This window comes from Thermococcus sp. 2319x1 (assembly GCF_001484685.1).
Classification (GTDB): Archaea; Methanobacteriota_B; Thermococci; order Thermococcales; family Thermococcaceae; genus Thermococcus_A.
On record NZ_CP012200.1, the window covers coordinates 114,318 to 136,379 of the forward strand.

The window sequence follows — 22,062 nt, forward strand, 5'->3', positions numbered from 1 at the left end:
GTTACTTTTTCCATGCCCGCCATATTAAGTTTGCCCCATCTGTGGACTCCATTAGCCCCTCGGCAACCATATCCACTATAAAGTCTATCATGGCATTCTTGTCAATCCTTGCAGGCTTTTCAAAGCCGAAAAAGTACTTTGCCTCAAAGAACCCAATGTGAAGAAACCTTAGGGGATTTAAAAGTGCCACATCCTCAGTAAACTTCAAATCGAATGGAAAATCTGCAATGACGAGCTTAATCCCCCTTTCTTTGGCAATATCTTTCAGCTTTTCCTCATCTGGGTAAAATAACTCCCTAAGGGAGCCGTCTATTGGCTCATAGCTTATTTTCGGAAAGGTGTACTTGATGCCTACCTTTTCAGCCTTCAGCCCCAATTTTTCGGCAAAGCCTATCATGGCCTTTGCATTGAAGCTGAGAAAAACAAGGGCTCTCTCATCTATTCTTAACTCGGGCCACTTTCGGGGGGGAAATTTGAACTCTGCCTCGATTATTGGTCCCAAAAATTCCAAAAAAGTTCCTCTAATCCTTTCCAAATTTTTTTCGAGCTTTTTCTGCTTTATAAGCAGGTCAAGCTTTGAATATACTGTAACTTGCTTCACACCGAGTTCTTCTCTAAGCTTTCCGATTACAAAGCTGTTCCCGATTATTGCACTTTTATCGCTTCTATCTCTGGCTATTATAAACAGCTTATCTTCTTCCCTGTCGTATCTGATTTCATCTATTACAAATGGCACTAAGGGAAAACCGTTTTCTTTTCTTATTCTGTTAACCTTCTCACTTATCTCTTCTTTTGTAAGCATCAGCTCACCTTGTACGCCTTGATGCACTCGTAGATTTCCTGGGCAATTTTTAAAGCTTCCTCTCTGTCGTCGGTTTCTTTTACTATAATCTTTCCACTTGGAAATATGCTTATGTCATATGTCTTTCTAACAAGGGCTAAGAACTTGGTTACCCGCTTTATCTGGTAGCCTTTCTCCGCTAGGCATTCGCAGACCTCCTCTAAGTCGATATCAAAATTTTCTCGCGGGGTTATGTTTATTGCCTTCATGCTTGTACACGGCCTTGCAACCAGCATGGAACCACCAACCAGAATTTATGAACCGTACTTCATAAAATTTATTGGAAGAAAAGCCCGAGCATCATCGCTTCCAGATGGCAAACCCCAAAATTGAGACCAGCAAAAGCGCCCCTAGTGAAAGGATAATTTTTGTTGAGATGCCATTTTCTTTTGCGGGACTTTTAGTGTCTGTTCCCTCTTCAAGGGTGAAACTTACTTCAATTTCTCCCGCTGGAAGTGTTATTTTATTGCCCTCAACTTCAAGGGGGACATCGCTCATATCCACCAAGCTTGCTTCCTCCGGCAGTATAACGCTCACCGGATTGTCTGAGCTCAATGAGATAGTCCAAACAAGGCCTTCCTGCTTAATCAAGTCTGGAGTAGTATAGGTTATCTCCACTATCTGGGCATCTTGAGTGTTCACTGTTATCTCGTTTCCGTTTATGTAATATTCAAGGGGATTACCGTTTTCATCGGTAACAAAGACGTCCTCGTAATGATCACCAATCAAAGATAACGTAACCTGCGTTGCATAATCATCAACGGGCACTTCAATTTCTACAGTTGCGTATCCGTCTCCGTAGGGGGTTATGTTTATGCTCCGTGCACTTACAAAGGGAATAAAAAGCAAGAAGGCAAGCAAAGCCTTTTTCATACTTTCCACCTCCATAAAAAATTGGAAATCAGAGGTGCCTCAAGATGAACTCATCCACTCTATGGAGCATTTCTAGGGCGATTGCAAAGTGCATCTTTGCTTCCGCTGGCTTCTTGTGTTTTAGGAGCTCGATTCCAAGTCTTATCTCTTGTATTGAAGTTTTAAGCTGTAGCTCCGCCTTTCTTGTATCTACTCCTTTCTTCTTGAGCTCTCTCAAGGCTTTTGCATCCTTCTGAACCCTGTCGTTAATCTCTCTGAGGAATGCTCTCATGTCTCTCATCTTTTCTTGGGCTTCTCTTTCGTGGAACTTTCTTTGGATAAATGCCATTGCCCTGTGGAATTCTTTTATGGTCTCCGTGTTCTCCCTCATGACTTGAAGGGCTTCGTCGTATTTTCCTTCATCCGCTAGGGCTTTGACCTCATCGTAGACTTCTCTAAACGCTTCAAGCCTTTCTTGAAGTTCACTTGCATCGTAGCCCTTTTCTTCTGCCGTCTCAATTACCTTCTCCGCCATCTCTATTCCCCTTGCACCCTTCTCCAAGAACTCATTTACTATCTTGTCAGCGTTTGCCTCTACAAGTTCCCTTCTTATTCTCCTTAGCTCCTCGTCTAAAGCTGCTTTTTTCTCCCTCGCAACTTCGAGGTCTTCTTTGGCTTTCTCAAAATCTCTGGCTTTTATGTCCTCTAACACAGTCCTGTAAGCCTCTTTAGTTTCTTGTAAAAGCGCTGTTGCATTCTCTACGTCAATCCCCTGTTTTTGAGCCATCTCTATAGTTCTCTCAGCCATTCTAAAGTAGCCTTCCATCCTTCTTATCTCTTCCGGGAGCCGTTCTCTTAGCTCCTCTTTTCCTCTTTCAAAGTTCTTCAGGACTTCTCTGTAGTGGTGCATTGCCGTTAAGCCATTGATTATGGCATTGTAATAGTCGCCGCTTTCATAGGCAGTGAGGGCATCTTCCTTATACTCTTCGGCCAGTTGGTAGTGTCTCATAACGCTTGAGTTATCTGGCAGGTTTATGTTGTTAATTAGTCTTGTTGTTATATTGCTTAATCTTTCGAGGGCTGCAACGATATGTTCGGCTATCCTTTCCTCCTGCGTTATGTTTTGTATTTCCGGTGGCAAAGGCTCTGTTTCATTTTCTATTGTGGCGTTCTCATCTGCTAGGCTCAAGCCCGCTGGTATTATGCTCCCCACCAACAGGCCTATTAACACCCAGACCTTCAACCACTTCATGTTCATCACCATTCCTAACTGGGGCTTTTACCTATTTTAGGAATCCGGTGAAAAGAACGTTCCGGAACGTTTCATTTTTTGTGTAAACTTCCATAAACAGCTTTCTACACATACAACCCATTAAAAATTATGGAAATCTGCATGTGAACGATGAGAAACTGTATTTTGGACTAAACTGGGCTTAGATTTTTTGGGTGAGCTTCATAAAGGCCGGCATTCTTTAAACGGTATGTCTTGAACTTTGGTGTTTTGGAGATGTGCACTTGGAGAAGTTCTTCTATTTCCAATCAAACTCCTCCAAAAGTTAAAAAGAAAAATCACTTTAAACTTCTCACAAGTTCCTCCATAACCCCAAGGAACGTTTCAACTTCTTCAATACTGTTGTACACATGGAAAGAAGCTCTAACAGTTCCATTTATGCCAAGCTTTTTCATTACCGGCAGTGCACAGTGGTGACCGCTCCTTACCATAATGTTGTGCTCATCCAGAACGGCGGCAACGTCATGCGGATGCAATGGTGGAACGTTAAAACTCACAACTCCAGCATGCTTTTTGAGGTCTCTTGGTCCGTACCATGGAACTTCAAGCTCTGTTAAGCCCTCAGTTGTTCTTTTCACAAGCTTGTGCTCTTGCTTTTCGATTTTGTCTATGCCTATCCTTTCAATGTACTTTATTCCAGCAGCAAGACCTATTGCCCCTCCAATGTTTGGCGTACCGGCTTCATAGCGCTCCGGTGGTTCGGTGAGTTTGTAATCATAAAGATCAACGTCTTCAATTGTTCCTCCGCCAATTAACGGGGGCTCGAACACATCGAAGAATTCCTCCCTTATGTAGAGCACCCCTATTCCGGTTGGGCCCATTGGGCCTTTGTGTCCCGAGAATGCCAAGAAATCTGCGTGAAGTTTGTTAACGTCAACCTCCATGTGGCCAACGCTTTGGGCTGCATCGACAACAAATATCGCCCCCTCATCTTTTGCCATTTTTCCGACTTCTTCTACCTCATGGATAACACCGAGTGCATTGGAAACGTGCTGCATGGCCACAAGCTTTGCGCCCTTTATCTTCTTTTCGGCGTCCGCTAAATCCAAGTTTCCTTCGTTGTCTCCCTCGATTATCTCAAGCTTTAGACCAAGCTTTTTAGCCAGCCTTTGCCATGGAAGTAAATCGGAATGATGCTCATAGGGGGTGGTGACTATTTTATCGCCTTTCTTAAAAATTCCTTCTAACCCGAGGGCTGTTAAATTTAGGCTTTCGCTGGTATTTTTTGTGAAAACAACCTCTTCAAAATTTGCCCCAATAAACCTGGCTGTTATCTCCCTTGCCTTCTCATATTCATGGGTCGCCTTTTGAGAGAGCCTGTGAACTCCACGGTGGACGTTTGCCCTGTATTTCAAATAATACTCATCCATGGCCTCAACAACCGGTTTAGGGGTTAGAGAGGTTGCGGTGTTGTCAAAATATATGACCTCCTGCGTTAAAGGGATATCTTTCCGAACATCTTCGGGTATTCTCATGCCAACCACCGTAGAATTTATTTTCATAGAACATATAAATGCTTTGCTTCTCATTTTTGTTCTCCCAAATATTCCCAGTGCGGAACAAAATTTTATAAAGTTTGGAACAAAAAAAGCTGGCGGTGGTTCAAATGAAGGCCAGAGAGATAGGGGTAATAGGACTGCTGCTGGGCTTATCTCTGGTATTGCAGAGTTCCCCTCTTAAGGTTCCGACTCAATGGGGAATGACGATTGACCTTGTGGCCGTTCCGATAGTGGTCATCTACATTTTGTTGGGCTTCTGGAGCAGTGTAACAGCTCTAATATTATTGTTTCTGGGCTTGAGTTTAATATCATCCGCTTCTTGGTTGGGAGCCAGTATGAAGTTCTTTGCAACCTTGAGTGTGTTAATAGGCCTTGAAATTGCTAAAAGGATTACAAGGTTTGACCTCAAGAACTACAAGAAGGAGAGGAACCTTGTAACATTTGTGCTTACTGCTTATCTGGTAGGAATTGCAATAAGGATCCCTCTAATGGTTGCAATGAACTACTACTACGCCCTACCGTTGTGGCTGGGCATTCCAAAAGAGCAGGTGATCCCAACTATTGAAGAGTGGTTCCACATCCCATTCTGGCTCGTGATAGGCATTCCGAATGCCATTCAAAGTGCTGTGGACGTTGTGATCGGTATTCTCGTCGCTCTGCCGGTTATTAGATCGCTACCGTACATCCTTGAGTGATTTCTTCCATTTTTCTGCATATTGTTTGAAAATCTCCTCTTTCGTTTTTTCATAGAGCCACTCTGAGAGATCTACATGTAATTTGTGGTATTTTTCCATGGCCTTCCCGTGGATATTTGAATACAAACTTCAGCCATTTTCATCAAAGTCACCCGAGCTTTTCAGATGGCAGACCTCTGTAAACGAGGTAATTGTTCCATTTTCTGGCATAATTCAGAAAGTACTCATCGCCGGTAACATCGTATAGCCATTTTAAGAGCCTTATATGAAGTCTGTGGTAGAACTCGCTCGCGTCCCCGTGAATGTTTGAGTATCTACTCCACGAGTTGGTGTCAAAGATTGGAAGTGCCCTCTTTGTGCTCTCGACACCGGCCTTGAATAGTTTCCAGGCTTTTTCGTCTTTTGTGACCCCCCAGTAGTAGTAGAGGCCTTGCAAGGCTATTATGTGGCCGTTTAAGACCAGCTCGTTTGGATTGTAGTTGTATTCGAGATACCATGGCCCATATTTCGTATCTGCGACAAATCCGTTCATTTCCAAAGGCAGGTCAAAGGAATTGAGGAGAAGTTTTGCTGTTTTTAGGTATGTTTTGTTTCCTGTTAGCTGGTAGGCTTTGGCATATAACCCCGCTCCCAAGCCTTGGGCATAACCAGAAACCCAGGGAACAGAAGAATTCTCAAAATGAAAATAATTCAAAAACAAAGCGTAATCTTCGCCGTTGTAATTTCCGTAATAGGGGAGCCCCTGAAGTTCGTCCAAAAGCTTAAGGGCTTTTTCGTTATCCCCCCTTTGGAAATACAGGTCAACCCAGTGAAGGGCACTCACCGCATAGAGGTTTATCCCCCTTCCCCGGTAGTATATGAAGGGCAAGGAGGTGTTTAGTCCGCCCTTTATCCTTATGGGGGAATAATAGGGGGTATTGTCGGAGAATATCACGGTAGAAAAGTCCTTTTGTGGTGAAGTAAAGCGGGAGTAGTACTCGTTGTTGGCCTTAAGAGTTAGATTGAAGACCTTTATATCAATGGCTGAGAGGGATTTCCATTTTGCAAGCTCCCCAAAAGCCCGTAGTACATAGGAGGAATCCCTATAGGATATGAGATACGTGATGTTGCCTGTTTCAGAGTACTTTTGCAGGAAAAAGCTGCTCAATTTTTTGTTTCTCTCGATTTCCCTCAGAATATCTTCTGGGATTTCTCCATAGAGGTCTCTTATCTCCCCAAGTAGAGCTTCTTCTGGAGATAAAAAAACGTCTTTTGGAATGCTCTCGCCGATAATCCCTGATTTATCCCTATCCGCTCTTATCCTAATGCTCCCATCTTGATAGTAGAGCTCCAAGGTAACAAGTACTTCTTCTCCATAGGGGAGCTTAAGTGTAATCAGGTTCTTAGCATCCTCTCTTTTCCCATACCAATTCTTTACTCTTGCTTCCGCAATGAAGGCAACGTTGACTTCTCCGTTATCTCCTCTTGCATATCCAACAAAAACGGGCTTATTGAATTCACGTATCGTTTTATCCCCCACTTTTATTTCCACTTCTGAAAAGTCAAAAACTGCGCTTTTTTCTTCTATTTGCACGTATACTTTGACATTAGAGTTTACGGGGGATGAGTAGAGCCCCTCTTCAACGGTAATGCATCCGAGAGAAAAAATTATCAGGAAAATCGGTATTATTTTAATTAGTTTCATATTTCCTCACAGTGGTTAAAAAGATGGTTAGAAATATAAGCTTTTCTGGAAAAGGTTTATAACCTGGTTTTAAAAAGGAACAACTGGTGAAGAACATGAAAACCCCCTGTGAATTCTGGGCCGAGGAGGTTATGCCCAACCTTAGGGCAAACGTCGCTCGGATCTTATACTCCAAAGGCTTAGCTCAGACAAAAATAGCGGAACACCTTGGAATTACTCAGGCGATGGTTAGCAAATACCTGAGCGGCAAGTATAGAGGATTAGGTGGTGAACTTGGTAGGGAAATTGAAAAGGTTGCCCAAGAGGTTGCGGGACTCATTTTGTATGGGGCAAAAAAAGAAGATTTGGTAAGGTTTTTGAACAGAAAGTTCTTTGAAATGTTCAGGAGTGGCATTCTGTGCAAAGGTTATCTGGATTACATTGGTGGTAGTGATGAATCTCTATGCAGGGAAATATTCACCGAAGAGCCTTCAAGAACTCAGATTTTAGAAGAGCTTTCGCTGGCCTTGAATGAGTTGCTTCGTGATGAGGAGTTTTTGAAGCTCATACCAGAGATCAGAAGTAACCTTGCCTATTCTCTTCCAAAACCAAAAGAAAAGAACGATGTTGCCGCCGTTCCGGGGAGGATAACAGTGGTAAAGGGAAAAGCCTACGCTTTGCCTCCGGAATTTGGGGTGAGTGAACACATGGCAGAGGTGTTAATTGAGCTTTCTGAAATTTTCCCCGAAGTTAGAAGTGTTTTGAACATAAGGTACGATGAAGAAATATCCAATGCTCTCAAAAAGGCAGGTTTTAAAGTTGGAACTGTGGAAAAAAGCAAGAGAAGCGAGGAAGAAACCGTTAAACTGATTGTTGATGAGTTTAAGAAAAAAGGGATTCTTGATGCCGTGATAGATAAGGGAGGGTTTGGAATAGAACCTTGTGTTTATATCTTTGGCAAAAGCCCAATAGAGGTTGTTGAAAAAGTTAAAAAACTGGAGCGTTTCCTATGAGGCCTTTGAGGTATCTCTACCTAATCGTTCTAATTTATGCCAATCTCTCTCCCAAGGTGCCCTCGGCTGGAATAGCGGGAGGGGACAAAATAGCGCATTTCTTTGAGTTCTTATTTCTCGGTCTGATTAGTGAGAACAAGTTTTACATAGTTTTTCCGGTTATCCTTGAATCTCTGCAGGTCTTTGTCCCGGGAAGGAGCTTTTCCTTTATGGACATGGCCGCAAACCTAATGGGGTTTGGTGCCGGTTATTTGCTCTGGAGGTGGTGGAATGAAGGTAGTAACAGAGGAGCTTAGATTCTCTACAAAGGGGGAAATAGATTTGGTGGACATAACATCTGAAGTGGAGGGGATAGTAGAACGGAGCGAAATAAAAAACGGCCAAGTTCTTGTGTTTGTTCCCGGGGCAACCGGAGCCGTTGTAACAATAGAACACGAGAGCGGTCTTCTTGAGGATTTTAAAAGAATTCTAAAGGAACTTGTCCCGAGAGGTGCTGGTTACAGGCATGATTTGATAGACAACAACGCCCACTCTCACCTAAGGGCTACTATCTTGGGACCCTCACTTGTACTCCCAGTTGTTGAAGGAAAAGTTGTCAGGGGTATATGGCAGCAGATATTTTTTGTGGAGCTCGATGTAAGGCCAAGGAGGAGAAGGCTTGTTGTTCAGGTGATGGGTGAGTGAGATTATTTCTCCGGATATTATTTTTTGGGCGGCTCTTGCACATCCTACTGCCATAGAGGGTGAGTTGTTATGGTGTGTATCACTAAATTCTCAAAATCATGAAGTCCCTTCCAACTATTCCTGCCTCTCCGACCTTTTCTTCCAGCTCCTCATGGGGGTAGTTTGAATGGCTTATATGCACGAAGAGCGTTTTTACTGCATTTACTTTTTGTGCGAGCTTAACAGCATCTTCCACCCCGAGATGGGTTCTGGGAATTGAATGTTTGTGGGTCATCTCTGCTACGAGAAGATCGGCTCCGTGGATTTCTTTTAATGTTTCCTCGTCTTCCAAAATTTCTGGCCCCGTGTCTCCAGTTATGGCGATCCTTTTCTCCCCCATCTCTAAGATGAATCCCCCGGCAACTTCTCCGGGCTGGTGAATGACAGAAAAGTGCTTTACCTTGAGGTTTCCAAAATCATACCATCTGTTGAACTCTAAGGGGATGTACCTCCACTCTCTCTGACCCAAAAAAGTTTCTTGGAGGAGCTTCGCAATGCTGAGGGTTTTCTCATGGGAGTAAAGGATAATCTCTTTAAAAACCTGCAGTTCTGGAAGTCCGGCAATGTGGTCAAAGTGGAGATGGGTTATGAAAACCCTCTCGATTTTTTCATTCAGATGCTTTAGATGGTAATATAGGTCTGGAGAGGGATCTATGAGGGCTTTTATCTTTGGGATGTACATTGAAAACCTTGTTCTTCTGTATTGTGGGAACTTTCTCGCCCTTGTGCAGTTCTCACAGTTGCACAATGCCTTGGGAGTCCCGCTGTAAGAGCCGGAGCCCAAAAGGATGACCTTCATCCCCTTACCCCCAGTATCTCCCTCCAGATGGGATTGTTGTGGACAATTATCCACCACTCCTTAAGTTCTTTTCTCTTTTTCCTCCAGTCTGGGTGGAATTTCCCAACCAACGTCCAAAATTTTTTGGAGTGATTCATCTCTATAAGATGAGCTACCTCGTGTGTTACGAGATAGTCAATGAGCTCAGGGGGCAGGGCAAGCATTGCTAAATTGAAGCTTAGGTTCCCCTTTGGGGAGCAGCTTCCCCATCTCGTTCTCTGTTTTCGGATGAAAATTCTTTTTGGCTTGACACCTAAACTCGCAGCACGTTCTTCAACAAGGGGCACCAATAATGTTCTAAGCTCGTTTTTTAGAGTTTTCTCAAGCTTTCTTTTGTCTGAAACTTCTAAAACTTTGTTATCGGTGAAAATCTTTCCATCCCTAAATGGGTAGAACTTTCCCAGATAAGGAAACCCTCGAATGTTTTTTGCCCTCTCAATTTTCTCAAGCTTTGAGAGTATCCAATCCTCCTTTTCTTTTAGGAACCTTTCAACTCTTCTCGTTGGAGAGACGATGTAGAGTTTTCCCTCTGGACTTACGTAGATTCTCACATATCTTACCCTTCTCACGCTGACTTCGTACTGGATCTTCTTCCCATTAAGGTCTATTTCCGGCATATTATCTCTTTGAAGCTTGAAGCTTAAGTATTTATCTAATGAGAACGATTTAATATCTTGGAGTCAAACTTCTGTGGGGTAAACATGAAGAAGATACTTTACGCAATCCTAATAGCAGGATTTTTTGCAATACTCGGCTCTACCATGAGTAAATCTCCAACCTTGCCACTCTATGCTCAAAGTTTGGGGTTAAGCAGGGGAGAGATTGGAATTGTTGCGGCGGCATCAACTATAACGGGTATTTTTATGAACTTTGTCTCAGGGCTTTTGAGCGATATCTATGGGCGAAAAAAGCTTCTTAAAATAAGCGGCTTTGTATTCTTCTCTGCGCCCCTTCTTTACTTCTTTGCTAACAATGCTATAGCGTTAGCTTTGGTAAGGGCCTACTATGGGATAGCAACTGCTATATTTGTTCCTGTTTCCCTTGCTTTAATCAGTGACTTATATTCTGAAAAGAAAGGTACTTTTATGGGGATTTTAAGTTCTGCAACTCTCGTGGGGAGAGCCATTGCTCCGTTATTGGCAGGGAGCTTAATATATTTCGCAGGATTTTGGATTGTTTTTATTTTGTGTTCTTTCTTTGGATTTATTACCTTTGCAATAACTTTTACGTTACCTGAAGCAGAAGGAGAATTAGAGAAGTTTGAGTTTTCATTTAGTTCCACCCTCTTTCTTCTTGGTCTGTTGGATGCAGCTGTTTATATGGCTTATCAAAGTATTGAAACATTTTTACCTCTTTTCTACTTTCTTGAAGACAAAGCTTGTTAGGGTTTATTAAGTGGCTGTTTGCTAGCTATTCCAATCCTGCTATTTTTCTAGGATTCCGGTGAATATTTTCTCTATAGGAGTCTCTTTTGGTTTCACTTCATATACATTAATCCCTTGGGTGAGCAATATCTTCATGATCGCTGGAACTTCATCATTATACCTTGAAACCATCACAGAAATTCCCGTGTTTTCCACGTTAACGTTATACCCAAACTTCTCTAAGAGTTCTTTTGCCCTTATTTTTTTATCAACTTTAAACACCACTTCAATGCTACTAACTTTACTTAGTAAATTCTCCAATCTTTCCTCCAAAACGAGCTTTCCCTCCTTCATTATTGCAACCCTGCATTTTACCCCCTCAAAATTCTGGAGCTCGCTTAGAATGTGGGTCGAAAACAGAATGATTTTGCCTTCTTTCAGCATCTCAAAAATTTTGTCTCTTAAGCTTAAAGCTGTTGGAATGTCCAAATTGCTAAACGGTTCATCCAAAACTAGAATGTCTGGATTGTGAAGCAATGCTCTCGCTAAAGCGAGCCTCTTTCTAAAGCCTCTACTTAGATATCCGGCTTTTGTATTTTTGTATTTTTCAAGTCTAAATTCTTTTAGAAGTTCATTAATCCGTTCTTCTTCAACATCATAGATCTTGGCGAAAAATCGCAGATTCTTGTAGACCGTTAGATCTGGATAAACTCTCTCTCCCTCCGGCAGATACCCCATCTTTCTTTTAGCGTTTTCGGGTTCCACCCAAAGATCAATTCCATCAACTACGACCCTACCACTGGAAAGCGGCAAAATACCGGTGATTGCTCTAAATGTTGTGGTTTTACCTGCACCATTGGCTCCCAATAATACATAAATTTCCTTTTTTATTGCGATAAAGCTTAGATTTTCTATAACATCGCCGTTACCATAACCTGCACTGATATTTTCGACCTCAAGCATGAAATCACCCCTTAATTTGTAATGAATGCCAAGCGATTGATGACACGCTTGCCCAACATTGCTATTATTAGTGAAGCTACCAAAGAACAAATCCCCAGGAGCAGATATATCTGGAATGTTCTGTTTAACCCTAATTTTGCCGATGCAAAGGATATTATAATTGGCGTCAAAACTAAAGGCAAGCTCATTAGGTTTATAAGCTCTGAGCTCTTTATTTTTACACTCACTACTAGTCCTGTGCTAATAGAGAACATCATCATTGAAAAAGGAACGAACACTGTGATGATAATGAAGTATAGTGTGGGATGCCATATACTTCCTAGTGCTTTTAGATGTAGATACTGGATGAGGAAGAAAAGAGATGCAAAAGCAAAGCCCCATGAGAGCAAACTGAAGAACACTGTCGATAACAATTTCCCCAGGAGTATCTCGGATTCTGAAAGAGGAGATGAAAAAAGGATTTCCATAGTTTTATTTAATTTCTCATTGAAAAAAGAGGAGACAATTGAAGCATAAGAACTCAAGGCAGATACTAATATTACAACTACCGATAATTGGGATATCAGGGCGGCAAATGTTATTGCATCTTCGCCCATTTTTGCTACTTCATTTTCAGAAAGTCCAAACACTAAAGGGCTCTCAGATATTTGCTCCATGGCAAGCTGTTTTGAATAGGATGTTAAGTACCTTGGTCCACTCACAATCAACAACATTCCAATAACAAGTATAATTACAGCATTTGCTAATAGTCCAGCCAACTGTTTGTTTGCAAAGTACTGCCAGACCTCTTTCATGAGTACTGGCTTAATTCCCATTATTTTCTCACCTCTATGACTTTTTCTTTTATGCTTTCGTCCAGTATAGCATCTATAACCTCATGAATATTATCAAAAGCTAGGTAGTATCTTTTCCCGTCTGTGGCCTCTATGAGCAAGCCAGAATCTGAACTGGCATAGGAAACTACCTCTCCATATTTACCTTTGTATTTGCCAATTCTATACCGGCCAAATTCTAGCCCCCCAAGTCTCCAGACAAGCACATCTCGGTAATCTTTAACTTGGAAATCTCTAACTCTAATTGGAACTGTTCTCCTTTTTGTTTTTATTACAAGAATTACTTGGTTGTTCTCATGTCGAATAATAACTGCATGGGGCACATATGCATCAAAAAAGCCATATTTTATGAGTGCAAGGACTAGCCCAACTATTCCTAATGTAATAAATAAGGACAACAAAATAGAATTATCCACCATTATTCTCACGCTCTTTGTTGTTGTTTTGCATGATGTCCCTCAGTATATCTACGAAGTGGATATCGGTATTCTGCTTCTGGAGATATATAAATTCGTTGGTAAATAACCATAATATGGCGTTTTTTAAGTCATTTTTTATTATCCTCCTTGGGGTTTCTGGATAGATAAGACACAGATGCGTGACAAGGTCTGAAAATTTTACACTCCCTTTTTTCTGGAGTATTTTTATGATCTCCCCCATGGTTGGATTCATCACGGTGATTTTCCATGTAATTGGATTAAATCCCACAACTCTCCCATCTCTCTCGAATCTAAATTTTAAATTTTTGAGTAAGCTGATCATATATTTATCAGAGCTTACTTCAGTTAGCAAACCGTTAATATGCTTATCAATATTGGTTATCAAGCTATTAGTTATCATGTTGATAACACCTCCCTAATATTTCTTGCTAGAATGGACAAATCTTCTTCATTTAATTGTAATATATCCAAGTAATCTGAACCTATCCTTGTCATAAAGAGAGATTTCAACTTGAGGATATCTCTCTCAGTTTTTAGATAGGAGGATATTGATAAAAGCACAGGGTTATCTCTCCATGCATATTCCAAACCTTCTTTCCATAGTTTTTCTATTCCATCTGAAACATGACCGTAAGCCAAACTCAAATATGGAGTGGGAAGAATATAACCTTCTGCACTTATTGAAAGGGAAATCAGTGAGACATATGGACCTATTATGATATGCTCTGTTGGATCGCCAAATTCAATTCTAGTGGAATACTCAAAACTATGTTCGAATATCCACGTTATTAATTTCCTGTATTGATCATCAGTCGGCATTAGTTTCACATGTTCGAAGGTTTCAGGAACAAAATACATTGTGCGAACAGATAAAACCTCAAGTTTGTCACATAACTCAACAGTTTCTGGAAAGTTATCTATATTTAGTTTTGTTGAACAGAAACTTACAATTGTTGGAATATTGTATTCGATCAGATTCTTTATTGCGTTGATAGCTCTGTTGTATGAACCTTTAGGTCTTAGTTTTTCCATAATCTCAGGTCTGGAGCCATCTAAAGATACTTGGACAGCGGCAATACCACTTTCAGCAAGTTTTGAAGCAAAGTTGTCGGATATTAATGAGCCATTAGTTACCATGTTAACATCGATCCCCCTTTCGTTAGCATATTGTATAATATCAAACAAATCCCTACGAAGTGTTGGCTCACCTCCACATAAACATAAGACCAGAACATTTAATTTCGCCAGTTCGTCTATGACATTAAATATCTCCTCTCTGCTGAGTTCTCTGCGAATTACATCTGGAGAACAACCAATGTAACAATAGGGACAATTGTAGTTACATCGATATGTAACATCGATTGCTGCAGAAACAGGGCCCTTTAGATTTTCCGGCCAGATGCGATACTTACGATAAAGACTTCTAAGCTCGCTAAATATCTCTGGGATCTCTTTTAATTCCCCAGCCCTGTAAGGTACATTTGTACCAGTTGACATTTGAATAAATCTGCTGAGAATATTCGAAAAAGAATAATAAAACGTTTGAAGTTCATTTGATAGACTGCCAACACCCAGTCTCATTATCTTCACCTTTTATGTCAAGTTTTTACTCAAGGTGCTATGCTGTATCTTTGGATCTCTAATTAGGGAAGCATTGCCATGTAAAAGCCACTTTGCTATCCATGCTGCTACTCCCCAAACAACTGCGACATACATTGCAGCAATAACCCATACTGCCGCAGCCGCCATAACCGTACCGCCAACATTTAATACATACGCATGGCTTATTGCTATTTCTTTGGTAATTCCTGAAGTAATACCAACATCACCCCCAACAGGAGGCAAATAGCTCATGCACTTTCACCTCCTGAGGTTTTGTCTTTTAACGGTAAGGACCAAATAACTACGAAAAGGACTGGCATAATCTGAGTGAATATTGGTCCTGGGCCACCGACTTCAACTACAACACTTCCAAGCCCGTGTCCAAGATCCTCTCCGATGGGAGGGATATACTCTCCCATTAATACTCCCTCCAGTTTAACATTATGCATAATTTGATATGTTGCTATAAATATTTATTCTTTTCGTAAACTCTAAGTTACCAACTTCAAGTTTCTAAATTTCTTAAAAAAAAGTAAGTCCTTAAAAAGCTCCTTCTTCTAGATTACAAATGAGTAACTATATAAAACTTTGAATAGTAAATAAAAATTTAATTCTTTATAAGCATCTCATCCAAAGATAGTGATGGAAGCTAAGATTTAAATCTTGGAGGATTAACTTCATAACATGGTACTCTCCTTTAAGCCTGTGTGGTTTGATTCCTTGGGATCCAAGAGTTCATGTGTCTTCGTTAAAACACCTGACATCTCGATCTTAATAGATCCGGGTGTCGCTATTATGCATCCAAGTTTTCCAGCCACTGAAGAAGAGAAAATCGAATGGCTTATTGAGGGGGAGAAGGCAATAAAAAAGGCCAGTGAAAAGGCCGATATTATTGTAATTTCTCACTATCACTACGATCACTACTTTCCAAGCGATTTAGATATGTATGGGGAAAAACACTCTTAGTTAAGAACCCAAATGAGTATATAAACGATTCCCAGAGAGAACGAGCCGAGTATTTTTATTCCAATTTCTACAGGTATTATGGAGAATTAAAGTTGGAGGATATCTGGAAAGAACCAGAATCGCGAGAATATCCAAATCCAATGGAAGAGCTACCAATAGCATTCTCCAAGGATTTCGGAGATTACAACAAGCGAAGGAAACAACTCCTTGAAAAAGGCCTTAAGTGGTTCAGAAATAGGGTCAATAAATGGAATCGAAACCCAAAAATTCCTGAGATGAGTTTCAAGAATCTTCGAGTTGTGTTTGCTGATGGGAGAGAATTTCAGTTTGGAGACACAAAAGTCAAATTTACGAAACCTCTCTTTCATGGAATAGAGTTTTCAAGAGTGGGTTGGGTGATTTCAACTGTTATTGAACATGAAGAAGAAAAGTTAATCCATTCAAGTGATTTAAATGGCCCTATAATAGAAGACTATGCGGAGTGGATAATTAGAGAAAATCCAGATATCTTAGTCTTAGACGGCCCTATGACATATATGCTTGGTTACCTCCTCAATAAAATCAATTTAAGAAGAGCAATTGAAAATGCGGTTAGAATTGTGAAAGAGACAGATGCAGAGACTATTATCTACGATCACCACCTCCCGCGAGAGCGTCATTTTAGGGAGCATACGAGAGAGGTGTGGGAAGTTGGAGAAAAGCTCAACAAAAGTGTTTTAACGGCCGCCGAGTTCTTGGGAAAGAAGCCAAAAGTTCTGGAAGTCACTCTTAAAAATAAAAAAAGGAGATCAGTTCAGAGAATGCAAATGATGTCATCTTTTTGGTGGAAAAACACCAAGCTGTCGTAAAATAGCAATCTCGTTGCTTACCCACCACATTTCTGCAACTTTATCTCCTTCGAAGCGGTATACAGTCATACCTTCAAAGCGGACCTTTTTTCCAGTAGGTGGAATTCCCATAAACTCGCCCTTTTGGGTTCCAGTTACTGTCCACCGTACCGCAATTTTATCTTCCTCAGCTATCATGTCTTCGATAGTTGCGTGAAAATCTGGAAGCGTCTTGTGAACTTCAACTACCCATTTTTTAAATGAGGCAAAGTCTGAAACCTCAGGAATATTAGGATGGTGATTTTTGAAATTTGGTGTGTAAAACTTGTCTATTACTTCCACATTTCCCCTGTTCCAGATTTCGTCGATTATCGTTTGGAGGATTCTTTTTCTTTCTGTGCTCATTTATTTTCACCCCCTCTTACGCTGTGTATCTGAGTTATTTGAGAACCAGCCTTTTGATAGCCTTTTGGTAAGGTACCAGGCACTCAAAAAACTCAACTTATTACTATGAATAGGACTTAGGTAATATATACTTTTGTATTATGTGGGAATGTAGTAATTATGACGTTTACAAAGAATTAGAGCATTTTGACAAATTCAAACAAAACTTTAAACAAAGTTTCATGTAAACTCGCGCCTTACAAAAACAGAACTTCAAATATCGAATTATGGAAGAAAAATAAAATGAGGGTGGATTATTTTTCTGCAGAGACTACTTCAAAATTATCCTTGCGTCCACTATAACTGCCCCTTCTCCCTCGGGATAAACGAAGACCGGGTTCAAGTCCATCTCTTTGATGTAATCCTTGAGGTCATCAACGAGCTGTGAAACTTTTAGCATCATGTCCACAATTGCTTTCATGTCTGCCGGTGGTTCTCCCCTTGCCCCAGCGAGGATCGGGTATCCCTTGATGCTCCTTATCATCGCCCAAGCATCTTTTTCCTCAATTGGGATTATCCTGAAGGTTACGTCTTTAAGGATCTCCACGAAGATTCCACCGAGACCGAACATTATTGCGTGGCCAAACTGTGGATCCTCAGTTACACCGATAATGATCTCTCTTCCAGGCTTGAGCATTGGGGCTATCAATACACCCAAGATTTCAGCATCTGGCCGGTATTTCCTTGCATTTTCGTGAATTTCTTCCCACTTCTGCTTGAGCTCTTCATCGTTTTTTATGTTGAGCATAACGACTTTTGCATCGCTTTTGTGGAGAATCTGTGGAGACATGAGTTTCATAACGACTGGATACCCTATTTCGTTTGCGTATTTTATGGCCTCATCGAGGGTTTTCGCAAGCTTTTCCTCTGGAAGTGGCAAGCCATAGGCTTTTAAAACCTGCTTTGCTTCATATTCAACCAAAGCCTTCCTACCTTGAGCCAAAACTCCTTCAATCACTTTTAAAGCTTCGTCTTTCATAATTAACCCCCCATAATAAGGAAATAAGGAGTGAATCACTCCTCCTTTAACTTTTCAAGATATTTAGCGTATTGAACTAAGCCTGCTAAAGCTCTAACCCCTCTCTCCGGTGTTGGATACACTGGAACTCCCCTCTCTTCAAGTATCTTTGCATAATACTCCGTCTTTTTACCGCCCATGGCAACCGCAACTATTGGTTTTTCGCTCTTCTTTGCGTAGTCCGCTAAGATTTCTATTATTTCCTCCTCATCCAAGAGCGGCACCTGGAAGAGAACGATTACCACTATTGCATCAACGTTTGGATCGTTTACAAAAGCTTCAATTGCATACTTGTACCTCTGGGCATCGGTATCTCCAACGACATCAGTCGGATTTCCTGCAACCGCGTGTGGTGGGAAGTGCTCCTTTAGGTATTCGATGGTATCTTCGCTAAGTTCGGCCATTTTTAGACCAAATTTGGCAACGGCATCACTTGCCATAACTCCCGCTCCACCACCGTCTGTAATTATTCCAACCCTGTCTCCCTTTGGAAGCTTGCACTTTGCAAATGCCTTTGCTACATCAAACATGTGCTCAAAGTCCTCTGCCCTTAGAATCCCAGTCTGCTTGAAAACTGCATCATAAATCACATCGGCCCCAGCTAAGCTTCCGGTGTGGGATGAAGCGGCCTTTGCACCGTATTCCGTCCTTCCGCTCTTAAGGGCTATAACGGGCTTTACCTTTGTTATCCTCTTTGCAGCTTCGATGAATTTTCTGCCCTCTTTCACTCCCTCTATATAGAAGGTGACAACCCTTATGGAGTCATCGTAAATGAAATAATCCATCAGATCAGCATCGTCTACGTCTATTTTGTTACCGTAGCTTACCATCTTTCCGATTCCTATTCCAGCTAAGGCTGCCCAATCGAGCATTGCCGCAGCAAAAGCCCCGCTTTGAGAAACGAAAGCTATTGGGCCGCTCTTAGGTCTGTCCATTTTTTCCTCAGGCAGGAAAACCGTGTCGACACCGGTGTCGGGCACGTAAACTCCAACGCAGTTAGGCCCTATGACCCTTATCCCGTTTTCCCTTGCTATTTGAAGGATCTCCTCTTCCATTTTCTTTCCTTCTTCGCCGAGCTCTCCAAAACCTCCAGTAATAATTACTACTGCCTTTATCCCCTTTTCTGCGATTTCTCTCATTGTGTTTGGCACAAAGGGAGCTGGAATTGATATTACCGCTAAATCAGTGTCATCTGGGAGTTCTTTGACGCTCTTGTATACTTTATACCCCTCGATTTCATCAAGCTTGGGGTTTACGGGGTAAATGTTGCCCTTGAAAATACCCTGCTCTTTGTTCCTTTTAAAGTTCTCAAAAATAACGTTTCCAACTTTTCCTTTTTTGTTTGTGGCTCCTATGATTGCGACAGCCTTGGGTTCGAAGAAGGGCTTGAGTTCTTCGACAATTTTTGGGCTTTTCATGGTATCACCTCTAAAATTTTATGAATAAAGTTCCACTTGAACTTTATCTTCTTGTGTATAAAAGTTTTATGTAGGTAAAATAAGCTCCCTGATGAATCAATAAAGGCATTATTGCCCAAAAATTGGAAGAATATCAAATATTGCCCTGAAGTTCACTCAAAAATTTGAGACTTTTAACAGCATCATCGAGAGTTTTTACCTCTAAAGACATGGGAACTTTGGGTAGTTTTTTCATTACCTCCCTCCAAGGGATTATACCCTCTCCCAGAGCCAAATGAGAGTCTTTTGTGCCGTCATTGTCGCTTAAGTGTATGTACACTATTCTGTCTCTTAAGAGCTCAATAAACTCATCAAAGTTTCCAGTTGTTGTGTTTAAGTGCCCCACATCAAATGTCACGCCTATATTGGTTCCGTCAACGAGTTCCGCTATCCTCTCGGGAGTTTGAGCATCGAGAATCCAGAAGGAGGGCATATTCTCCAAAGCAACCTTCACGCCTATCTTTTCTCCCACTCTGTCTATTTCTTCTAGGGAGCGTTTTTGGACTTTTTCGTAGGCTTTGGGAAACTTTCCGCTTAGTGGGGACTTGTGTGCTGGATGAATTACCACAAGCAAGGATTCCATTCTATGTGCTACCTCCAGAGTCTCAAAGATAATGTTGAGAGAAGCCCTTCTTATTTTTTCGTTTAGTGACCCTATGTTTATATCGCTGAATGGAGCGTGAATAGTGCTTTTCAATCCGTTGTTCTCTAAAAACTCCATATGCACCTTGTAGTTGTACTTGTTAAGCTCATGATAACCTTCGTTAACAATTTCAACGAAATCAACGTTGAGATTCTTAATTTTATGGAGGGCGAGGCTTAAGCTTTTGTCAAATAGGCACTGGCTCGAAATCCCAATCACTCTTCTCACCGGAGAGGTATAAAGAAGAGGGTATAAAAACATCATCCTTGAGACTTTGGCAGGAAGGGAATGAGCCAGCTTAAAAAGCTATCTATGCTTCTTGTTTGTATGTATAATGTCCCAGTACCATAGAACTCCGCTACAAGTCCTTCGCCACCAAAGATAGTGCTTTTTATTCCCCCGACCCTTTTTACCTTAAAATCGAGACCCTCTGTAAAGGCCACTAAATGGCCGGTGTCTATTATGAAGCGCTCATCTCTAAGCTCCTTTTTATATATTGCTCCAAAGCTTGAAAGGAATACCGTTCCTTCCCCGGTTAGTTTAAGCAGAAAAAGCCCTTCTCTTGAGAAAAAGGTCTTTGCACCGCCGAATTTAGTGTCTATCTCTATATTCTCAGAACTAGCTAAAAATGCCCCGCTCTGGGCATATAGGGTTCCTCTCAGTTCTAACGCCTCTATGTCACCCATATACGGCGGGGCTAGGCCAATATTTCCTTTACCCCCTCTGGCTCTAAAGGTGTTTATGAATATGCTTTCTCCTCCAAGCATTGACCTTTTTAGGGCTTTAAAAACTCCGCCTGTCTTTGTTTCTATTTCCACGTTTGGGCTCATATGAACCATTGCTCCGGGTTCTGCCTTAATGGCTTCCCCATCCTCCAATTCTATCTCAACCAAGCTAAAACTTGGTCTTTGAATAATTTCGTATCTCATTTATAACACCAAAAGAAATTTGGTGATTTAGGTATATAAGCCCTTTTATCTTATTTCTCTCTTGTCTATTTGACCTTTTGCGTAGGGGCAGAGATCCTGCAGGGGACACTCGTTGCATTTGGGGTTTATAGGCTTGCATATTCGTTTTCCGTGGTCAACCATTGCATGATTCACATATATCCATAAATCCTTGGGTATTAATTGTTTGAGGTATTCCTCGACTTTCTCCGGTGAAACCTTCGGAGGAGCTAAGCCGAGCCTTTTGCTGATTCTGTTTACATGGGTATCCACGGGGATTGTTTGTTTTCCAAAGCCGTAAGCCAAAACGATATTTGCACACTTTCTTCCTATGCCTGGGAGCTTCATGAGCTCGTTGATGTCGTCGGGCACTTTACCGCCATATTTCTTGAGAATTATCTGAGAAGCTCTCACTATCCACTCTCCCTTAGTTTTCCAGAGACCGACACCATTCTTTCTCAAAAATTCCCGCATCTCTTCAATGGGTGTGTTCGCTATCGTCTCGATGTTCTTGTATTTTTTAAACAGCTCCCTCCACACTTTGTAGGTCACTTCATCCCTCATCCTCTGAGATATTATACAGTGAACCAACGTTTTGTATGGGTCCCCAATGAGGATTTTTTCCCTGGGATAGCTCTCCATGAGTTTTTTGATGATCTCTTGGGCACGCTTTTTCTTTTCTTCCCAGCTCTCGTTAAATGTAAACCCATCAGAGTTGGATAATTGTAAGTTTGTTTTCATCATGAACCACCAATACGGTATTTTTTGTAACCCTAACTTCTTTAAGTTTCTCGAATTTCCGGTTAAAAATCTTGTGCCCTCTTTGGTTCAAAATTAAAACCTCATCGTCAAAGACAACTGCAATAATGCTTTCTCCGAGAAGTAAATCTTCAATTTCCTTTTCAAATTTAAGTGTTGTGAAAAATATCTCTTCTCTGCTTAGCTCTATTGCCGTTGAATCGGTGATCTTGACAACTTCCGGCTCTGCATACACCACTTTAAATTTAAGGGGTTTTCCCAGCAGATCTATTTCCAGAACATCACCTTCTCTGACTTCTTTTCCCTTGAGTTTTGCCCTTATAACCTCAATAAAATCGGGAGTCAAGGACGCTTCAAATAGGGGTTTTAGCATAACCCTCATAG

At 41.3% G+C, this 22,062-nt stretch carries 30 protein-coding genes; 7 read left to right on the plus strand and 23 right to left on the minus strand.

Annotation, left to right across the window (positions count from 1 at the left end; genetic code table 11):
• Window position 1: 1 nt before the first annotated feature.
• From ADU37_RS00610 to ADU37_RS00630, 5 genes are all read right to left on the minus strand, one after another.
• On the minus strand, window positions 2-802 hold the full coding sequence (locus ADU37_RS00610) for a hypothetical protein (protein WP_058945818.1): 801 nt from the start codon (window positions 800-802) through the stop codon (window positions 2-4).
• Complete coding sequence (locus ADU37_RS00615; protein ID WP_058945819.1) at window positions 802-1,077, minus strand: hypothetical protein; 276 nt, start codon at window positions 1,075-1,077, stop codon at window positions 802-804. The genes ADU37_RS00610 and ADU37_RS00615 overlap by 1 nt, the downstream gene beginning before the upstream one ends.
• Before the next feature lie 64 nt (window positions 1,078-1,141).
• On the minus strand, window positions 1,142-1,714 hold the full coding sequence (locus tag ADU37_RS00620; protein WP_058945820.1) for a hypothetical protein: 573 nt from the start codon (window positions 1,712-1,714) through the stop codon (window positions 1,142-1,144).
• A 28-nt stretch (window positions 1,715-1,742) separates the two neighbouring features.
• On the minus strand, window positions 1,743-2,945 hold the full coding sequence (locus ADU37_RS00625) for a hypothetical protein (protein WP_058945821.1): 1,203 nt from the start codon (window positions 2,943-2,945) through the stop codon (window positions 1,743-1,745).
• Window positions 2,946-3,262: 317 nt separating this feature from the next.
• Window positions 3,263-4,459 carry a cysteine desulfurase gene (locus tag ADU37_RS00630; protein WP_058945822.1) on the minus strand — a complete coding sequence of 399 codons (1,197 nt, stop codon included), beginning with the start codon at window positions 4,457-4,459 and terminating at the stop codon, window positions 3,263-3,265.
• A 131-nt stretch (window positions 4,460-4,590) separates the two neighbouring features.
• Between ADU37_RS00630 and ADU37_RS00635 the strand changes: the two genes are divergently transcribed.
• Entirely contained in the window at window positions 4,591-5,178 is a 588-nt protein-coding gene (locus tag ADU37_RS00635) for a hypothetical protein (RefSeq protein WP_058945823.1), read from the plus strand.
• Here the strand turns inward: ADU37_RS00635 and ADU37_RS11550 are convergent.
• Window positions 5,158-5,277 carry a D-glucuronyl C5-epimerase family protein gene (locus tag ADU37_RS11550; protein ID WP_082662998.1) on the minus strand — a complete coding sequence of 40 codons (120 nt, stop codon included), beginning with the start codon at window positions 5,275-5,277 and terminating at the stop codon, window positions 5,158-5,160. The genes ADU37_RS00635 and ADU37_RS11550 overlap by 21 nt on opposite strands.
• A gap of 49 nt (window positions 5,278-5,326) precedes the next feature.
• A complete protein-coding gene (locus ADU37_RS00640; protein WP_058945824.1) occupies window positions 5,327-6,862 on the minus strand; it encodes a D-glucuronyl C5-epimerase family protein in 1,536 nt (511 codons plus the stop codon).
• Between the two features lie 95 nt (window positions 6,863-6,957).
• Here ADU37_RS00640 and ADU37_RS00645 point away from each other — a divergent pair, with 95 nt between their 5' ends.
• From ADU37_RS00645 to ADU37_RS00655, 3 genes are read left to right on the plus strand one after another with little or no spacing between them, the layout of a single operon-like run.
• On the plus strand, window positions 6,958-7,854 hold the full coding sequence (locus ADU37_RS00645; RefSeq protein WP_058945825.1) for a thiamine-phosphate synthase family protein: 897 nt from the start codon (window positions 6,958-6,960) through the stop codon (window positions 7,852-7,854).
• Window positions 7,851-8,150, plus strand: a complete 300-nt coding sequence (locus ADU37_RS00650; protein ID WP_058945826.1) for a VanZ family protein — start codon at window positions 7,851-7,853, stop codon at window positions 8,148-8,150. Before ADU37_RS00645 ends, ADU37_RS00650 begins: the two co-directional genes overlap by 4 nt.
• Window positions 8,125-8,538 carry a secondary thiamine-phosphate synthase enzyme YjbQ gene (locus tag ADU37_RS00655; RefSeq protein WP_058945827.1) on the plus strand — a complete coding sequence of 138 codons (414 nt, stop codon included), beginning with the start codon at window positions 8,125-8,127 and terminating at the stop codon, window positions 8,536-8,538. Before ADU37_RS00650 ends, ADU37_RS00655 begins: the two co-directional genes overlap by 26 nt.
• 82 nt (window positions 8,539-8,620) lie before the next feature.
• Here the strand turns inward: ADU37_RS00655 and ADU37_RS00660 are convergent, their stop codons facing one another.
• Together ADU37_RS00660 and ADU37_RS00665 are read right to left on the minus strand one after the other, a co-directional pair.
• Window positions 8,621-9,376 (minus strand): MBL fold metallo-hydrolase, encoded by a 756-nt coding sequence (locus ADU37_RS00660; RefSeq protein WP_058945828.1) that lies wholly within the window; start codon window positions 9,374-9,376, stop codon window positions 8,621-8,623.
• Entirely contained in the window at window positions 9,373-10,032 is a 660-nt protein-coding gene (locus tag ADU37_RS00665; RefSeq protein WP_058945829.1) for a M48 family metallopeptidase, read from the minus strand. The genes ADU37_RS00660 and ADU37_RS00665 overlap by 4 nt, the downstream gene beginning before the upstream one ends.
• Window positions 10,033-10,116: 84 nt before the next feature.
• Here ADU37_RS00665 and ADU37_RS00670 point away from each other — a divergent pair, with 84 nt between their 5' ends.
• Window positions 10,117-10,800, plus strand: coding sequence for an MFS transporter (locus ADU37_RS00670; RefSeq protein WP_004069752.1), 684 nt, complete (start codon window positions 10,117-10,119; stop codon window positions 10,798-10,800).
• A gap of 39 nt (window positions 10,801-10,839) precedes the next feature.
• On the opposite strand, the gene ADU37_RS00675 is transcribed toward ADU37_RS00670, so the two are convergent.
• The 7 genes from ADU37_RS00675 to ADU37_RS11190 are packed head-to-tail and all read right to left on the minus strand — an operon-like array spanning window position 10,840 to window position 15,066.
• The gene (locus ADU37_RS00675; RefSeq protein ID WP_004069754.1) at window positions 10,840-11,742 is read right to left on the minus strand and encodes an ABC transporter ATP-binding protein; all 903 of its coding nucleotides are present in this window, start codon (window positions 11,740-11,742) and stop codon (window positions 10,840-10,842) included.
• 11 nt (window positions 11,743-11,753) lie between these two features.
• On the minus strand, window positions 11,754-12,557 hold the full coding sequence (locus ADU37_RS00680; RefSeq protein ID WP_004069756.1) for an ABC transporter permease: 804 nt from the start codon (window positions 12,555-12,557) through the stop codon (window positions 11,754-11,756).
• Window positions 12,557-13,003, minus strand: coding sequence for a hypothetical protein (locus tag ADU37_RS00685; RefSeq protein WP_143592314.1), 447 nt, complete (start codon window positions 13,001-13,003; stop codon window positions 12,557-12,559). The genes ADU37_RS00680 and ADU37_RS00685 overlap by 1 nt, the downstream gene beginning before the upstream one ends.
• On the minus strand, window positions 12,984-13,415 hold the full coding sequence (locus tag ADU37_RS00690) for a hypothetical protein (RefSeq protein WP_004069760.1): 432 nt from the start codon (window positions 13,413-13,415) through the stop codon (window positions 12,984-12,986). Before ADU37_RS00690 ends, ADU37_RS00685 begins: the two co-directional genes overlap by 20 nt.
• Complete coding sequence (locus ADU37_RS00695) at window positions 13,412-14,596, minus strand: radical SAM protein (protein WP_004069763.1); 1,185 nt, start codon at window positions 14,594-14,596, stop codon at window positions 13,412-13,414. Before ADU37_RS00695 ends, ADU37_RS00690 begins: the two co-directional genes overlap by 4 nt.
• 12 nt (window positions 14,597-14,608) lie before the next feature.
• Window positions 14,609-14,869, minus strand: a complete 261-nt coding sequence (locus tag ADU37_RS00700; protein WP_004069765.1) for a hypothetical protein — start codon at window positions 14,867-14,869, stop codon at window positions 14,609-14,611.
• Window positions 14,866-15,066 (minus strand): hypothetical protein, encoded by a 201-nt coding sequence (locus tag ADU37_RS11190; RefSeq protein WP_144433159.1) that lies wholly within the window; start codon window positions 15,064-15,066, stop codon window positions 14,866-14,868. The genes ADU37_RS00700 and ADU37_RS11190 overlap by 4 nt, the downstream gene beginning before the upstream one ends.
• Before the next feature lie 235 nt (window positions 15,067-15,301).
• Here ADU37_RS11190 and ADU37_RS10875 point away from each other — a divergent pair, with 235 nt between their 5' ends.
• Complete coding sequence (locus ADU37_RS10875) at window positions 15,302-15,583, plus strand: MBL fold metallo-hydrolase (protein WP_082662999.1); 282 nt, start codon at window positions 15,302-15,304, stop codon at window positions 15,581-15,583.
• 92 nt (window positions 15,584-15,675) lie between these two features.
• The gene (locus ADU37_RS00705; protein ID WP_020953640.1) at window positions 15,676-16,431 is read left to right on the plus strand and encodes a hypothetical protein; all 756 of its coding nucleotides are present in this window, start codon (window positions 15,676-15,678) and stop codon (window positions 16,429-16,431) included.
• On the opposite strand, the gene ADU37_RS00710 is transcribed toward ADU37_RS00705, so the two are convergent.
• From ADU37_RS00710 to ADU37_RS00740, 7 genes are all read right to left on the minus strand, one after another.
• Window positions 16,396-16,815: an ester cyclase gene (locus ADU37_RS00710; protein ID WP_004069767.1), complete on the minus strand. Its 420-nt coding sequence runs from the start codon at window positions 16,813-16,815 to the stop codon at window positions 16,396-16,398. The two genes, ADU37_RS00705 and ADU37_RS00710, sit on opposite strands and share 36 nt — an antisense overlap.
• A gap of 310 nt (window positions 16,816-17,125) precedes the next feature.
• Entirely contained in the window at window positions 17,126-17,833 is a 708-nt protein-coding gene (locus ADU37_RS00715) for an acetate--CoA ligase family protein (RefSeq protein WP_058945830.1), read from the minus strand.
• Window positions 17,834-17,868: 35 nt separating this feature from the next.
• On the minus strand, window positions 17,869-19,290 hold the full coding sequence (locus tag ADU37_RS00720; RefSeq protein WP_058945831.1) for an acetate--CoA ligase family protein: 1,422 nt from the start codon (window positions 19,288-19,290) through the stop codon (window positions 17,869-17,871).
• Window positions 19,291-19,423: 133 nt separating this feature from the next.
• Complete coding sequence (locus ADU37_RS00725) at window positions 19,424-20,200, minus strand: sugar phosphate isomerase/epimerase (protein ID WP_238981979.1); 777 nt, start codon at window positions 20,198-20,200, stop codon at window positions 19,424-19,426.
• A 32-nt stretch (window positions 20,201-20,232) separates the two neighbouring features.
• Window positions 20,233-20,901, minus strand: coding sequence for a TIGR00266 family protein (locus tag ADU37_RS00730; RefSeq protein ID WP_058945833.1), 669 nt, complete (start codon window positions 20,899-20,901; stop codon window positions 20,233-20,235).
• A gap of 45 nt (window positions 20,902-20,946) precedes the next feature.
• Window positions 20,947-21,660, minus strand: a complete 714-nt coding sequence (gene nth / locus ADU37_RS00735) for an endonuclease III (protein ID WP_058945834.1) — start codon at window positions 21,658-21,660, stop codon at window positions 20,947-20,949.
• Window positions 21,629-22,060 (minus strand): ATPase, encoded by a 432-nt coding sequence (locus ADU37_RS00740; RefSeq protein WP_058945835.1) that lies wholly within the window; start codon window positions 22,058-22,060, stop codon window positions 21,629-21,631. Before ADU37_RS00740 ends, nth begins: the two co-directional genes overlap by 32 nt.
• Window positions 22,061-22,062: the final 2 nt, after the last annotated feature.